The sequence below is a fragment of the uncultured Paenibacillus sp. genome, from assembly GCF_963515335.1.
Taxonomy (GTDB): domain Bacteria; phylum Bacillota; class Bacilli; order Paenibacillales; family Paenibacillaceae; genus Paenibacillus_I.
On the sequence record NZ_CAUPYC010000044.1, the window covers coordinates 1 to 15,279 of the forward strand.

The following is a 15,279-nucleotide window of genomic DNA, read 5'->3' on the forward strand; positions in this document are numbered from 1 at the left end:
CCCTTGATATACATGGGTTCCGGGATTTTCAGCATCGTGCTGTGAATATTTCAGGCTTTAGATTATTCCTAAAGATAAAACCTGTGAATGGGGCAACAGTCGGTGACGCTGCATGATTTATTTAACCCTAACTGGATGGGACATATTGCTCAAGGGCATAGCATCAGCTTTATGCAGCGGGGCGACCGGCCCTAATTAGGCGTCTCTGTTAATGGATCGAAAATTTGTCAGTATACTTTCGGGAAAAGGCCGACAAATGAGCATAACTTTTTCACAGCACAAAAAAACGGCATCTCTGCCGTTTTGATTTAAGGTGTTGGTGGAGAATAGGGGGATCGAACCCCTGACCTCATCGCTGCCAGCGATGCGCTCTCCCAGCTGAGCTAATTCCCCAAGAATTTCTAATCAAAGCCTGATAGATTCGGTTTGTCGCAACAAAAATGATAATAGCACACGCCGGGGCCGGGTGTCAACCATGCCCTAGCGTTATTTTGTTAGCAAGCACTCCGTCCCGTGTACTAACGGTAAATGAACCGCGGGGAGCGATGAATAATCCTCGGAAACGAAGCTTGTACTGATGCGTAGTTTCAATTTCAATGGGGATGCCGTGAGCGCACGCGGCCGGCAAACGACCGCGACAAAGCAACGGCATAAAAGTTTTAATAAAACGAAAAAACGGCTATTTCGTCAGGGGCTGCTCCACGGCTCCCTGGCCTATACGGCCTTCCGGCTCGCCGCCTGCACGGGTCGTTCTCGGCCTGTCTGCCGCGCAGCACAGCGGTCAAACGATTTTTGCCGTTTTCATAGCAGCTCAGCCCGTGTTATCCCCAAGCGTATGCTTGGACAACAGGTTGTTCAGCTCCTTCATAAACATATTGATGTCCTTGAACTGCCTATACACGGACGCGAACCGCACGTAGGCGACTTCGTCGACGGGATACAGCTGCTCCATGACGGATTCGCCGATTTCACGGCTTTCGACCTCGGCGTTGGCCGTCGTCCGGATCTCCTTTTCCACTTCGGATACGATAACCTCGAGCCGCTCCACCGATACCGGACGCTTCTCGCAGGCTCGGATCAGGCCGCGCAATATTTTGTCGCGGCTGAATTCCTCGCGGCTGCCGTCCTTCTTGATCACGATCAGCGGCGTTTCCTCGATCATCTCGAACGTCGTGAACCGGCGGTTGCATTTCTCGCACTCGCGGCGGCGGCGGATCGATTTATTCTCGTTGGCCGGCCTCGAATCAAGCACCTTCGTTCCGGAATAATCGCAATATGGACACTTCATCGGTTCGCTGAACCCTCCAATCGGATGCTCGACCGGCCGGGATACGCCCTTCTTGTCGATACTGGGATTAATTCCCCATCCGTTTCTGTAATGATCTTAGAAAATACGAGCATAATACTGTTACCAACCGCAAGGAGGTGAACTGCAATGTCTGGAGGAGGAAGCAACCGTAACAACAACACATTGGTCGTGCCGCAAGCGAACTATGCGCTGGACCAAATGAAGTTTGAAGTTGCTCAAGAGCTCGGGATCGCCATCCCGCAAGACGGTTACTACGGGAACATGGCTACCCGGGACGCCGGCTCCCTCGGTGGTTACATCACCCGTAAGCTGGTCGAGATGGCCGAGTCCCAACTGGCCGGTCAATTCCGCTAATATTTCCTAGGCTTATTATTCAAGGGCTTGGCGCAGAAAGCCGACAGGCGTCTGCGCCAAAGCTTTTTCCAGTTGACCCCGATTCGGGAAACGGATTCACAATGTCGGATAAATCGCCTTGTACTTATTATAATAATAAATAACGCGTTGTACATAGTTCCGCGTCTCACCGAACGGAATGCTGTCGCTCGTCTCGCTCCTGCCGTCCCAGACGCCGGTATTCAACCAGCTGCGGACGTTGCCCGGACCGGCGTTGTAAGCCGCCACCGCTGCGACAGGGTTGTCGTCGAACTGGACATGCAGCGAATGCAGATACCAGGCGCCAAGCTCGATGCCGATATCCGCGCGGTTTCGGATATCGTCCATGGACACGTCGCTGAACTCGGCCCGCTCGACAATCCAGCGTGCGGTATCCGGCATAATCTGCATAATGCCGAGTGCGCCCTTGCTGGACACTTGCCCAGTCCTGAAATTGGTTTCGGTCCGGATAACCGCGGCCAGGAGGTAAGGGTCGACGTCGTTATTGACCGCGCTCACTTTAATATCCTCCGTATAACGAATCGGATACATCAGCCTGCCCATCCAAGAGGAATTAATGAACAGAAGTGCCAGCATAGCCACAAAAAGCGCGAACAGCACCTTTTTTTTCCGCAGCCAGCTCATGCCCGAACCAACCCGTTCCAGAAAGTTTCGACCTGACGCTCGGTTTGCTCGATCGTCCCGCTGTTGTCGATCACCCAGTCGGCCAGCGACTTTTTCCGCTCGATGTCCATTTGGGTTTCGATCCGCTGCAGCGCCTGCGCCTCGGTCAGCCCCGGGTTGCGGAGCAGCAGCCGCGCCAGTTGCACCTCCCGCGGCACGTAAACGACCAGTACGCCCTCATACAGCCCTTGCTGGTTCGTTTCAAAGAGCAGCGGAATATCCGCCACGATCAGCCGCCCGGGCTCTTCCGCTTTTGCCCGGTTCATCTGCTCCCACATGCGCGACCGGATCGCGGGATGCAGGATGGACTCGAGCGTGCGCAGCTTGTCCGAGTCGGCAAAAACCGTCTCGCCGAGCTTGGCCCGGTTCAGTGTCCCGTCCTCCTGCATGACGGCTTGTCCGAACGCGGCGGCCACGGCGGCCAATGCCGGCTCGCCGGGGAGAACGACCTCCCTGGCGACCCGGTCGGCATCGACGAGCAACGCGCCGCGGCTTGCGAGCATGGCGCCGACCGTGCTTTTGCCGCAGGCGATTCCGCCGGTCAATCCGATGATCATTTCCTTCACCTCATAACAATCTAGTAATGCCCATTATGATCAAAATTAATCCCGGCAAGGCCGACATCGCCCGCATTCCCCGCCAATCCGCCGTCCTAAGCCCGACGCGCATGCCGATAAGCAGGAACAAGCCGCTTGAGGCCGCGATAAACACTGCCGTGAGCAGCGGCGAGAAGCCGAGCATCGCGGCGCCCAGCCCCGCGCCGAGCGAGTCAAGCGACAAGGCGGCGCCGAGCAACAGCGCTTCGGACGGCGAAATGACGCCTGACCGGTCGACGTCGGCCGCTTGCGGCGTTCGCAAAATCTGAATGACAAGGCCGAAGCGTTTCAGCTCGATTTTCATCAACGTGGCGACCGCGGCGGCGGACGAGCCAATCCCGGCCGAACGTCCGCTTGGCGGCGGCCCGAACGGCGCGGCGCCCGTCCTTCCATCGGTATGGCCGCCTGAGCCGGCCCCGGCAGCGGCTCGCTGAGGCACAGCTTCGCCCCGGCCGTCACGGCCCCGAAGGATCTGATAAAGCGCCATACAGCCGATGGCGATCAGGATGACCGCGCCGATCGTACGCGCGGCGATCGGCGACAGCCACGCCGTCAGCCATTCGCCGGCCAGCATCGACAAGCCGATGACGGTGCCCGAGCATACGGCGATGATGGCGATCGAGAAGACAGGGATGCGAATGTGGCGCAAGCCGTACGTCACGCCTACCCCGAAGCCGTCCAGACTGACCGCGAACGCCAGCAGGAGCAGCGAAAGCAAATGCACGAGCACGCGATGTTCCTCCCCTATGGCCGGCCGCGGACTCGAGCCGCGCCGCCGGCGCCCATGTCTGGTACATCATATGCGGGGAGATCACCCATGTGCATCGTGCATAGCCTCGCGCGGTTACCGCGCCTTGCGTGCGCCGCTTCTCTGCGCGCTTCTCTTGCCGCGCAAGGGCGGCTGGCAGATGTGGCAGTAATGCGTGCCGCGCCCGCCGAGCACGGTCTTCTCGATCGCCGAGCCGCAGCGCGGGCACGGCTCGTTCTTGCGGCCGTATACGAGAAGAGAATGCTGGAACATCCCCATCTCGCCCTGGCCGTTCACGTACGATTTGATCGACGAACCGCCGGCTTCGACGGCTCTTGCGAGCGTGCCGCGAATGGCGGCATACAACCGCTCCCATTCATCCTTCTTAAGCGAGTCGGCGGGACGCTCCGGATGAATCCCGGCGCTGAACAACGCCTCGTCCGCATAAATGTTGCCCAACCCGACGACATACGCCTGGTTCAGCAGCAGCGGCTTGATCGGACCGGGCCGCCCGCCGAGCAGCTTGCGCAGCTCGTCCAGCGTAAATGACTCCTCAAGGGGCTCCAATCCAAGTTTATTCAAAGGCGGGCTTTCAAATTCCTCGCCCGGCGCAAATAAGTGCATCGTCCCGAACTGCCGGACATCTCTGTATCTCAGCTCCGTGCCGTCCGTAAAATGAAAAATCACGTGCGTATGCTTCTCCACCGGCTCGCCGCTGCGGTAAAGGCCGTACCGGCCCTCCATCCGCAGATGGGACACAAGTGTAAGCCCGTCCAGCAGCAGCCGCAAAAACTTGCCCCGGCGCTCCACCGTCAGGATCGTACGTCCGGCAAGCAGATCGGCGAACTGCTCCGGCTCGGCCGGCCGCTGAATAATGCGCGGCAGCGAGACGGTTACCCGTTCGACCGTCTTGCCCGCTACCAGCTCGATCAGCGTGCGGCGGACCGTTTCTACCTCCGGCAATTCCGGCATGTTGTCATCACCCTATCCCATTATACCTGAAAAACCGCGTTATTTCGCCTCGTACCAGTTGACGCCGTAATTGACATCCGCCTTCAGCGGCACGTCCAGCTCGATGGCGGACTCCATAACGTCCGGCACGAGCGTTTTCATCGTCTCCAGCTCGTCTTCCGGCACCTCGAACACCAGCTCGTCATGCACCTGCAGCAGCATCCGGGATCGCAAGCCGCGCTCTCTCAGCACCCGGTCCATTTTCACCATCGCCAGCTTGATGATGTCGGCGGCCGTTCCCTGGATCGGCGTGTTCATGGCCGTCCGTTCCGCGAACGAACGGAGGTTGAAGTTGGACGCCTTGATCTCCGGAAGATAGCGCCGCCTCTCCAGCAGCGTCGTGACGTAGCCGTCCTCTCGGGCCCTGATCACGATATCGTCCATATATTTGCGCACACCCTTGAACGCGGCAAAATATTGCTCGATGAAGCTGCCCGCTTCCTTGCGCGTGATTTTCAGGTTCTGGGACAGCCCGAAGTCGCTGATGCCGTACACGATCCCGAAATTGACGGCTTTGGCCGCCCGGCGCATGTTCGCGTCCACCTGTCTGGCTTCGACGCCGAACACGTCCATGGCCGTCTTCGTATGGATGTCCATATCGGTCCGGAACGCTTCCATCAGTCCCTCGTCGCGCGATATATGCGCGAGCACCCGCAGCTCGATCTGCGAATAATCCGCCGCAAGGATATACCAGCCCTTCTCGGAGGGCACGAATGCCTTGCGGATTTTGCGCCCTTCCTCCAGCCGGATCGGGATGTTCTGCAGGTTCGGGAACTGGCTGCTCAGCCGGCCCGTCGCCGCGATCGTCTGCCGGTAATAGGTATGCACCTTGCCGGTTTCCTTGCGGATCTCCTTGAGCAGTCCCTCCACGTAGGTGGATTGGAGCTTCGCCAGCTGGCGGTAATCCAGAATAAGCCGCACCATCTCGTGATAAGGCGCCAGCTCCTCCAGCACCTCGGCGTCGGTCGAATAGCCGGTTTTCGTTTTCTTTTTAACGGGAAGCCCCAGCTTGTCGAACAGAATTTCGCCCAGCTGCTTCGTGGAATTGATGTTGAATTCCATGCCCGCATGCTCGTAAATGCCGCGCATCAGACCGGCGATATTTTTCTCCAGCTCTTTGCCGAGCGCCGCAATCTCGCCGGCGTCAACCGCAATACCCTGCCGCTCCATCCCGAAAAGCACGTCGGAAAGCGGCTGCTCCAGCTCGTAATACAGCTTGTTCATGCCGTTCCCGTCGAGCTCTTCCTTCTGCTTCGGCGCCAGCAGCCGCACCGCTTCCGCCTTGAGCGCCAGATGCGCGCACAGCTTGTCGAGCGCCGGCACCGCGAATTTCGCGCCTTTGCCGTAGACGTCCTCGTCGGCCGCCACACCCGGCAGGTCATACCGGGCGCATAGCCCGCTCAGCGAATCGTTCGCTTCGGTCGGATCGAGCAGATAAGCCGCCAGCTGCACGTCGAACGAAGCGCCCGCCAGCTTGATGCCGTGCCAGGACAGCACCAGCGCCGCTTTATGCCAATCATAGCCTTCCTTGCGCGCTTCGGGATTCGCCAGCCAATCGCGCAGCGGAGCCGCTCCGTCCGTGTGCAGCACCTCGAACGGCATGGCGTACACGACGGCTTCGCACGCCAGCGCCAGGCCGAGCGGCGTCGCGATATGCGGATTCTCGCCCGCTGCTTCGATGTATACCGCGCAAACGCCCGACAGCTTGTCCGCCGTCAGTTCCGATGACGTGCGCGCATCCAGCAGGACGACGTTCAGCTCCGCGGCCGCTTCCGCCGCGGCCTCCGCCGTCGCCCCTCCGGCAGGCAGGTCGAGCCGCTCGAGCAGCGAACGGAACTCCAGCTTGCGGAACGCCTCGGATAAAGCAGCCTGATCGTAACCGTTGTAGGCGATCTCCTCCGCCCCGTGATCCAGCGGAACTTCCCGGAAGATCGTCGCGAGCTTTTTGCTCATGACGGCGTCATCCTTATGCTGCTCGACCTTCTCCTTCATCTTGCCCTTCAGCTCGTCCGCGTGCGCGAGCACCTCTTCGACCGAGCCGTACTCGTGCAGCAGCTTGAGCGCCGTCTTCTCGCCGACACCGGGAATGCCCGGAATGTTGTCTGACGCATCCCCCATCAGCCCCTTGAGGTCGATGATCTGCTCCGGCTTCAAGCCGTACTTCTCCGCGAGCCCTTCGGGCGAGAACCGGTCCACCTCGCTGATGCCCTTGCGCGTAATCGCAATCGTTACATGCTCGGATGCAAGCTGCAGCATATCCTTGTCGCCCGTCACGACGAGCGTTTCCTTGCCCGCTTCGTCGGCCATGCGCGTCAGGGTGCCGATTATGTCGTCCGCTTCGTAGCCCGGCAGCTCGAACTGCGCGATGCCGAACGCCTTGAGCAGATCCTTCAGCACCGGGAATTGCTCCGAGAGCTCCGGCGGCGTCTTGTCGCGGCCTCCCTTATATTCCGTATAGCCCTCGTGGCGGAACGTGACTTTCCCGGCGTCGAAAGCGACGAGCATATGCGTCGGGCGTTCCTCCTCGATGAGCCTGAGCAGCATGGTCGTAAATCCGTAAACGGCGTTCGTGTGCAGCCCCGATGAATTGGTAAGCGGCGGCATGGCATAGAACGCCCGGCTCGCGATGCTGTTGCCGTCGATCAATATCCATTTCTCCATAACGACACCTCACCTGTGCAATCTACCCCTTATCATAGCATAAAAGAAAAAAGCCTTCCGCACGTCCTGCGCGAAAAGCTTCCCTCTTATTCCAATTGCGCAACTGGTCTCCCCAGCAGATAACCCTGGGCATAATGCACGCCCATCTCGTTAACCTGCTCAAGCTCCTCCTGCCGCTCGATGCCTTCGGCGATGACGCCGATTCCCATTTTCCGCGCAAGTCCTACGAACGTCCCCATCAGATGCTGCTTCATTTCGTCACGATCGATATGGTTCACTAGCGAACGATCAACTTTTATGTAATCCGGCCGCAATTCGACGATCGACTGCAGCGAGGAGTACCCGGCCCCGGCATCGTCGATGGCGATTTGGTAGCCTTGGCTTCGATAATGATTAAGCGTCTTGACGGCGGTCGAGAAATCGTCGATCGAGCTTCGCTCGGTGATCTCGAACACGACGTTGCTGGGAGAAAGCCCGCGCCGCTCCAGCAGCTTCAGTGTTTGGCCCGGGGTATAATGCGGGTCGTCCATAATGTGCGCGGACATATTGATGAAAATTTTCTGGTCGTTCCGCAGCGCGCCGCATCCGTCAATCGCCCGTTCCCTTGCCAGCAGGTCGATCGCAAACGACTCGCCCTCCTCCTCCGCAAACTTGAACAGCTGCAGCGGGCCTTCAAACCGCTCGCTGTCGACGCGGGTAAGCGCCTCGAAGCCGAACCGTCTCCCGTCCGCCAGCGAGACAATCGGCTGATAAACGGCTCGAATCCGCCGCTCCTGCAGGATGCGGTCGAATGCCAGCCGCTTGAGCCGCTGCTCGATCGCGTCGGAGCGCCCCCCCTGTATAAGCGCGCGCTTCAGGGAGTCGTACCACTCGTCATCCTCCAAATCTCCGCTGCCGGCCTGCAGGGAGGAGACGCCGGCATGAAGATGCCAGCCGGCGGCGGTCGGCTCCGGAAACGTATCCAAAAAGCCGCGTCCCCATCGGTCGCGCAGCTGCAGGGCCGTCGTCAGGAGCCATTCCTCGAACGGAGCCGGCTCCTCCTTGGGCTTGCGCACAAAGAGAAACAGATCCTTTCCCCACCACTGCTTGCCGACGATCGTCGGCGACCAGCGCCGCTGCTCCTCGTAGAGCCGGACGGAGAAGGCTTTCCATCCGGCCGCTTGAATGCCTCTGCCGTTCCATCCCAAATAGATAATGCCCATCGGATCAGTTTCCGTGTGCCTGTTGTCAGAATGCCATACGCTGCTCATCGTTTGATCTCTCCATGTTGATAGTCGCCGATCCGGCCGGAAACCAGCACGCTCCCCGGCAGACGCTTCGCCTGCTTCTTCAGGCGGGCGGACTGCTCCGAGAACTGCTCGGGCGTAACCGCACGCTCGCCGTCCCATTGAATCAGGCACAAAGAAATCGTTACGCCGTCGCGGGCGACGGGATTGCCGTTCCTGTCGCATACCTCCCGCACTTGAACGTCTTCATAGAAAGCCTGAACCCCGCCGTCGAACCGCCATATTACGTGCCTGCATATCGTTTCCGGGTTCTCCGCATCCGTCATCACGATAAAATCGTCTCCGCCGATATGCCCGACAAAATCGCTGCGCCCGCCCGCTAAAGCCGCGGTCTGCCCCAGCACCTCCGCCGTGTAGCGAATCAGCTCGTCCCCTTTGCGGAAGCCGAAAAAATCGTTGAACCATTTAAAATAATCAAGGTCCGCATAAATAACCGCGAACGGCCGCCGCGCCTCGATCCGGCGAACCATCTCCCGCTGGATCGCCTCGTTGCCGGGCAAGCCGGTCAGCGGGTTCGCCAGCCTTGCCGCTTCGGTGCGAAGCGTGGTGATCGATTCAAGGATGGAGCGGATTGATGCCGCGCCGGCGAATTGTCCGTTCCGGGTGACCGTCACCACATCGTACAGCTGCTGAAAATCGCGCGCCATCGCGAGCTGGGAAGCCTGCTCGAGAGGCATCTCGGCGGGCACCGTCAAAGGCGAGCTGTCCATCATTTTTTCGACAGGCCGGTTCCAATACAGCGCAAGGCCGAATTTGCCGGCAAGCAGCCGGTACAGCTTCTCCTTCATGATCAGCCCGACCGGCTTGCCGCCGTCGACAATAACGGCCGCTTGAGCCTTCGGATCGCTCTCAAAAAAATCCGCCACCTCCGAAACCGGAGTCGAACGGTGAAAGGTCGGAATCGGCACGGCAAGCGACCCGATCTGCAGCGCAAGGCTTTTATCCGTCCCTTTGGGCATTCCGCCGCCGGCATGAAACGGAGTATTTCCTCCCATCGGCCCCGCTGCGCGGTTCGCATGCGACACCGCTTCTATAATCGCCCTGTATACAGCCGATTCGATCGAACGCCCCGGCTCTCCCGGCGTGACCGCGCCAGCGCCGAAAGCCGGCTTCGGCCAGGTCGCGTTGCTGTCGTTGCAATCTGCTCCTAGCAGCTGGCGCATATCTGATTCCAGCGCCTTCAGAGCGTCCCGGTGCCCGTCCCGACGTTCCGAGCGCACGAAGAAAAAATAGTCTGGGTGCATCCGGCAATGCCAGAATATCCGTTTCTCGGTTTTCGTCCATATCGTTAAGCCGTCCACAGGCGTCTCGGAGCCGCGGGGCATCTGCACGTAGATCACGCCGACCCCGACGTCTTTCGAACCGATTTCCTCCGACACGCGGCGCAGCAACTCACGGTCCAATAATCCGTACCCGACCTCGTCCACCGTCAGATCCCCTCGCGAAATTTGTCCGAATATGTCATTTCCGCGACTCCAATATACCAAGCGATTGTGAACGGAGCCGCATTGTCTTGTAAATATGGTGTAAAAATCGGGCCGGAATGCTCAGCCGCCTTCATCCGGAGCGGGCCGTCGGTCATCCGAAACGCCCGGCCGACAGCTCTTCGGCAGCCATAACCGCCATCTCCAGCTTGCCCAAGCCGAAGCCGTATTCGTTGGTAATCTCGAAGACGGTCGGCAGCGGAAGCGCCTGGAAAAAGCGGTCGATGCGGCGGGGATTTGCCGCTTCGTCCGTGAACCAGTCGCCGGGCTCCGCGGACATCACCCTGAGGTCCGGCCATGCGTCCCCGAGCCGGGGACTGTACAGCGGATCGGCTCCCTGACGGAGCTTGAGGCCGGCAAGCCGCTCCCGGTAAGGCCGCTGAGGAGGGCGCTGCCGCACCTGCGCGAACAGATGCGGCGCATAATCGGCCCGCGAGCCGGTATGGCGGACGGCGAGGGCAAACCGGTGAACGCCTTCGCGGATTTCCGGAATGCCGAACAGTACGGCATACAGCCGTTTGCCGAATTCGATCCGCTCATGCAGGTCGTCGAAATTGTCCAGAATGAGACCGGCAAGCCGGAGGCCGCCGCCCGTGTTTTTGTGCAGCCCGTCCGGCTTCGGATTATTTCGGCGATCGGCGTCGATTGTACAATCAAGCTTGTACGGGAAGACGACCTGATTGAGCTGCAGCAGCGACTGAAAGCCGAAAAACATCGTGTCGAGCACGCTTTTCCGGTATTCCGGATGGCGGACGACCCGTTCCTCGATATAATGCTGCTCGTTCACAATAAGCGCAACCGTCAGCGGAACGGGGTCTTGCCGCCGGCTGAACTGCTTCCAGACCGGGACCATGAAGCCGGATACGCCGAGCGCGGGCAGCAGCCATGACAAATCCCGGCCGAGCCGCTTGCCCTCTTCGTACAGCAGCAGCTGCGGATAAGCGTCGTGAAAAATAAGCGCGTTCGCCCGTTCGAGCATGCGGAACGTCGCTTCCCGCTTCTCCGCGTCAAGCAGCCGGGGCAGCAGCTCGCCCTGCAGGTCGGTCATGTTCCAGCCGCCGTTGCGCGATACCATATGGGCGAGCAGCGCCCAATGCAGCTTGGGGGCGCGGAAATACAAGGCGCGGTACGCCTCCGTGCGGGTCGCGTTGTTGCGGTTCAGCCGTCCGGTTTCCTCGCGGATACGGTGAAGGATGGCGCGTTCCCGCTCGCCGAGCGCGGGCGCCGGTATCGGCTGCAGCTGCCCCGGCAGAACGCCGGAGCTCCATGAACCGGAGACGACGGAGGCGCCGCCGGATCCGGGATGCTCCGTCGTACCCGGCTCTTTCGCCGCCTCCAGCAAGGCATTCGCCGCTCCGGCGGGATACGCCTGCTGCTTCGCCCACGCCGCTTGGAGCTCACGCACCGCCCGTTCCGAGAGGCGGAGCCGCTGCGCGGTTTTGGCCATGCGCCGGCCGGCGGCTATCGCCATCCACTTGCCCGCCGCATACGCGGCGAACGCCTTCGGCCAGGCGGCAAGCCGGGCCGCCCGGCGGGCGGCCCGCCGCACTTTTCCGTGCCGGTTGGCGGAATCGTTCATAATCGGCACTCCCCTTTCCTTGAAGGCCGTCCTTTGACGACCGTCGATAGCACCATTATCTACCCGCAGGTTATTCCTTAACCGGGACGGTCGTGCGGGAGAATTTTCGGCCGACGGCCGGCAACTGTCGTTATAACGGGGGCAAGTGGACTCCATCCGGAAAAAAGCTTCCCCGACGCCATCCGCTGATGGCGAAGGAGAAGCCTTTATGCTGTCCGCGCTATCGAAACATGCCCCAAAGCTTGAGCAGGTGAAACGTATTGTTCGGATCGATGCGCTGCCCGACGATAAACGAGACGATCTGCTCCGTCTCCGCATCCGCGATCGGCTCGTTCAGGATGACCGCCGCCGATTTCACCATCCGCTTCACCTTCGGCCGGTCCTGCAGATCGGCCTTCGTGATGCCGTGCACCAAACCTTTGATCCGGTCCTTGACGGCCGGGTTCTTCAATTTCATTTTCACGCGCCCGACCAGCTCCGGACGGATTCCGTATTGTTGATAGGACAAGCGTCCGCACCTCCTTCCCGATTGTGGCGGATGCGCGCCGCGCCGGATACCGGCCTGCCGCGCATCCCAATCTGTAAAGGATATGCCGCTTCTCCGCGGTTGTTGCCTGCGGGCGGATTAATCGAGCAAATCGCCCTGGAAGACGCCTTCGCGCTCCAGCCGCAAGCGCAGGCCCGCATACTCGGACCGCTGCCGGAAATCCGGCTGCGACACGAGCTCCGCCGCGTCGTCGCGCGCCGTCTCGAGCAGCGCGAAGTCGGCGGCCATGTCCGCCACCTTGAAATCCGGCAGGCCGCTCTGCTTCGTGCCGAAAAAGTCGCCCGGCCCGCGCAGCTCCAGGTCGCGGCGGGCCACCTCGAAGCCGTCGTCCGTCTCCGTCATGACGGCCATGCGCTCCTGCCCGGTTTCGGACTTCGGATCGGCCACAAGCACGCAGTACGATTGATGCCCCGCCCGGCCGACGCGGCCCCGCAGCTGGTGAAGCTGGGAAAGGCCGAACCGTTCGGCGTCCATGATCACCATCAGCGTCGCGTTCGGAACGTCGACGCCGACCTCGATGACCGTCGTCGCGACCAGCACATGCGTCTCCCCCGCGGCGAACGACCGCATCACCGCTTCCTTCTCGGATGCGGACAGCCGTCCGTGCAGCAGCGCCACCCGCAAATCCGGGAACGCCTGCTGCATCTGCACGTGAAGGTCGATCGCATTCTGCACGTCCAGCTTCTCCGATTCCTCGATCAGCGGCGTGATGACATAGGCCTGCCGGCCTTCCCCGACCTCCCGCCTGATGAAGCCGAGCACACGGTCCATCGCGTTATGCTTGACCCAATACGTCTTGATCGGCTTGCGCCCTTGCGGCCGCTCGCGGATCGTCGAGACGTCCATATCGCCGAACGCGGTAATCGCCAGCGTGCGCGGAATCGGCGTCGCGGTCATCGTCAGCACGTCGGGATTCATCCCTTTGCGCCGCAGTATGCTGCGCTGGTTGACGCCGAAACGGTGCTGCTCGTCCGTCACGACAAGACCCAGGCTGCGGAAAAACACGTCCTCCTGGATGAGCGCATGCGTGCCGACGACGATGTCGACCAGCCCCATCTGCAAGCCGGCGAGCACGTCGCGCCGCCTGCGATCGGTAAGACTGCCGGTCAGCAGGCCGATCTGGACGCCGTACGGTTCAAAAAGCCGCTCCAGCGTGCGCGCGTGCTGCTCCGCCAATATTTCGGTCGGCACCATGAGCGCGCCCTGATGCCCCGACTTCACGGCCGCGTACAGCGCCACGGCCGCGACGACCGTCTTGCCCGCGCCGACGTCTCCCTGCAGCAGCCTGTTCATGCAGAACGGCCGGCGCATATCGTACATGATTTCGTTGATGACCTTCTTCTGTGCGCCCGTCAATTCGAAAGGCAGCCCCGCCACGAAGGCGCGGATCGATTCGTTGTCAACCGTATGCGCCACGCCGTCCATTTTGTCCCGGGTCAGCGCCCGGAACGCCTGCAGCTTGAGCTGGAACAGAAACAGCTCCTCGTAAGCCATCCGACGGCGGGCCTCCCGGCCGGCCTTCACATCGCCCGGCAGATGCATCAGCATCACGGCCTCGCGGCGGGGGATAAGCTTATGCTTCTCCGTCAGGGCATGGGGAAGCACCTCCGGGATCAACGCGCCGTATTGGTCAAGCGCCTGCTTGATCGTCTTGCGCATCCAGGCCTGCGTAATCGCCCCGCCGACCGAATAGACCGGCTGGAGCGTGCCCGTCTTGGCCGCCCCCTTGTCGGGGAACTCCGAGTCGGAGACGGTCAGCTGCCGGCGGTGCTGGTCCCATTTGCCGGTCAGCGTAATTTCGCGTCCGGGCACAAGCTGCTCCTGAAGAAACGGCCGGTTGAACCAAACCGCCGTCACGAGCAGATGCTCCACCGCCACCTTGCAGGAAAGCCGCGACTTGCCGCGTCCGTACCGCTGCAGCGAGGGAGCGCTCATAATTTTGCCCTGCACCGTCGCTTTCTCGCCGTCCTTCACCTCGGCAAGCGCCCGCAGCCGGTAATCCTCGTAGCGGAACGGGAAATATTCCAGCAAATCCGCCACCGACACAATGCCAAAGGCGTGAAGCTCTTGTTCCTTGGGAGCGCTCACGCCTTTGATTTGCCGGACGGCGATGTCATGCAATGCCGTCGTCGTCATAATTTGCAATCACACCCTATACATAAACACGGCCGCCGTCCCGGGCCCGACATGGGTGCCGATAACGGCGCCGAGCGTGGTTTCGTGCACATCCTGTACGTTGAATCGGCTCCGGACCATTTCCAGCAGTTCCTTCGCCGCTGCGTCGTACTTGCTCCATGCGATGGCGACGTTCACCGGATCGCTGCCGAAGTTCGGCTCGAGCAGCTCGACGATGCGCTGCATCGCTTTCTTGGACCCCCGCACCTTGTCCACCGGAGCCACCGTGCCTTCGCGGTCGATCGTCAGGATCGGCTTGATGTTCAGAATCGAGCCGAACAGCGCCGCCGCCTTGCCGATTCGGCCGCCCCGCTGCAAGTATTCCAGCGTATCCACCAGGAAGTACAGCTTCAAATCGCGCGAAAGCCGGTCGATCTCGGCCAAAATCTCCGCTTTCGAGCGGCCTTCCTTGGCGAGCTCCGCCGCTCGAATCGCGATCAGGCCGAAGCCGCAGGATGCCGACTTCGAATCGATGACCGTGATGTCGGCGTCGGATTCGAGCATCGTGCGGCCGATCGTGGCCGACTGATAAGTGCCGCTGAACTTCGCGCTCAGATGGTACGATATGATTTGCGCGTCCGGAGTTTCCTTCAAAATCCGTTCATAAGCCTCCTGGAACTCGATCGGCGAAGGCTGCGACGTCGTCGGCAGCGCGGGCGAGGAAGCCAGCTTGTCGTAGAAGTCGTCGGGATCGATCGTGACGCCATCCAAAAATTGCTCCTCTCCGAAATGAACCTTCAGCGGCACCATTTCGATGCCCAGCCGTTCCCGAAGCTCCCGCGAAATATCCGCCGTGCTGTCCACTACGATTTTAACCGCGCACACGC

General features: G+C 60.7%; 13 protein-coding genes and 1 tRNA gene. 1 reads left to right on the top strand and 13 read right to left on the bottom strand.

Annotated features, from left to right (window positions below; translation table 11 throughout):
- Positions 1 to 317: 317 nt before the first annotated feature.
- Together RWM61_RS13780 and nrdR are read right to left on the bottom strand one after the other, a co-directional pair.
- Positions 318 to 393 (bottom strand) — tRNA-Ala (locus RWM61_RS13780).
- A 418-nt stretch (positions 394 to 811) separates the two neighbouring features.
- Positions 812 to 1,288 (bottom strand): transcriptional regulator NrdR, encoded by a 477-nt coding sequence (nrdR, locus tag RWM61_RS13785; RefSeq protein WP_314001712.1) that lies wholly within the window; start codon positions 1,286 to 1,288, stop codon positions 812 to 814.
- A 147-nt stretch (positions 1,289 to 1,435) separates the two neighbouring features.
- On the opposite strand from nrdR, the gene RWM61_RS13790 reads away from it, so the two are divergent.
- Positions 1,436 to 1,663, top strand: coding sequence for an alpha/beta-type small acid-soluble spore protein (locus RWM61_RS13790; protein WP_314001714.1), 228 nt, complete (start codon positions 1,436 to 1,438; stop codon positions 1,661 to 1,663).
- A 96-nt stretch (positions 1,664 to 1,759) separates the two neighbouring features.
- Here the strand turns inward: RWM61_RS13790 and RWM61_RS13795 are convergent, their stop codons facing one another.
- The 11 genes from RWM61_RS13795 to RWM61_RS13845 form a co-directional block, all read right to left on the bottom strand.
- Complete coding sequence (locus RWM61_RS13795) at positions 1,760 to 2,326, bottom strand: lytic transglycosylase domain-containing protein (RefSeq protein ID WP_314001716.1); 567 nt, start codon at positions 2,324 to 2,326, stop codon at positions 1,760 to 1,762.
- Positions 2,323 to 2,922, bottom strand: a complete 600-nt coding sequence (gene coaE, locus RWM61_RS13800) for a dephospho-CoA kinase (RefSeq protein WP_314001718.1) — start codon at positions 2,920 to 2,922, stop codon at positions 2,323 to 2,325. Before coaE ends, RWM61_RS13795 begins: the two co-directional genes overlap by 4 nt.
- A gap of 10 nt (positions 2,923 to 2,932) precedes the next feature.
- A complete protein-coding gene (locus tag RWM61_RS13805) occupies positions 2,933 to 3,691 on the bottom strand; it encodes an MntP/YtaF family protein (RefSeq protein ID WP_314001720.1) in 759 nt (252 codons plus the stop codon).
- 114 nt (positions 3,692 to 3,805) lie between these two features.
- A complete protein-coding gene (gene mutM / locus RWM61_RS13810) occupies positions 3,806 to 4,681 on the bottom strand; it encodes a DNA-formamidopyrimidine glycosylase (RefSeq protein WP_314001722.1) in 876 nt (291 codons plus the stop codon).
- Between the two features lie 39 nt (positions 4,682 to 4,720).
- Positions 4,721 to 7,381 (bottom strand): DNA polymerase I, encoded by a 2,661-nt coding sequence (gene polA, locus RWM61_RS13815; RefSeq protein WP_314001724.1) that lies wholly within the window; start codon positions 7,379 to 7,381, stop codon positions 4,721 to 4,723.
- A gap of 86 nt (positions 7,382 to 7,467) precedes the next feature.
- The gene (locus RWM61_RS13820; RefSeq protein WP_314001726.1) at positions 7,468 to 8,631 is read right to left on the bottom strand and encodes an EAL domain-containing protein; all 1,164 of its coding nucleotides are present in this window, start codon (positions 8,629 to 8,631) and stop codon (positions 7,468 to 7,470) included.
- Positions 8,628 to 10,094 carry a GGDEF domain-containing protein gene (locus tag RWM61_RS13825; RefSeq protein ID WP_314001728.1) on the bottom strand — a complete coding sequence of 489 codons (1,467 nt, stop codon included), beginning with the start codon at positions 10,092 to 10,094 and terminating at the stop codon, positions 8,628 to 8,630. Before RWM61_RS13825 ends, RWM61_RS13820 begins: the two co-directional genes overlap by 4 nt.
- Positions 10,095 to 10,245: 151 nt before the next feature.
- Positions 10,246 to 11,730 carry a DUF2515 family protein gene (locus tag RWM61_RS13830; protein ID WP_314001730.1) on the bottom strand — a complete coding sequence of 495 codons (1,485 nt, stop codon included), beginning with the start codon at positions 11,728 to 11,730 and terminating at the stop codon, positions 10,246 to 10,248.
- Positions 11,731 to 11,950: 220 nt separating this feature from the next.
- Positions 11,951 to 12,238: a stage VI sporulation protein F gene (locus RWM61_RS13835; protein ID WP_314001732.1), complete on the bottom strand. Its 288-nt coding sequence runs from the start codon at positions 12,236 to 12,238 to the stop codon at positions 11,951 to 11,953.
- A gap of 117 nt (positions 12,239 to 12,355) precedes the next feature.
- A complete protein-coding gene (gene recG / locus RWM61_RS13840; RefSeq protein ID WP_314001734.1) occupies positions 12,356 to 14,413 on the bottom strand; it encodes an ATP-dependent DNA helicase RecG in 2,058 nt (685 codons plus the stop codon).
- 9 nt (positions 14,414 to 14,422) lie between these two features.
- Entirely contained in the window at positions 14,423 to 15,277 is an 855-nt protein-coding gene (locus tag RWM61_RS13845; protein WP_314001736.1) for a DegV family protein, read from the bottom strand.
- Positions 15,278 to 15,279: the final 2 nt, after the last annotated feature.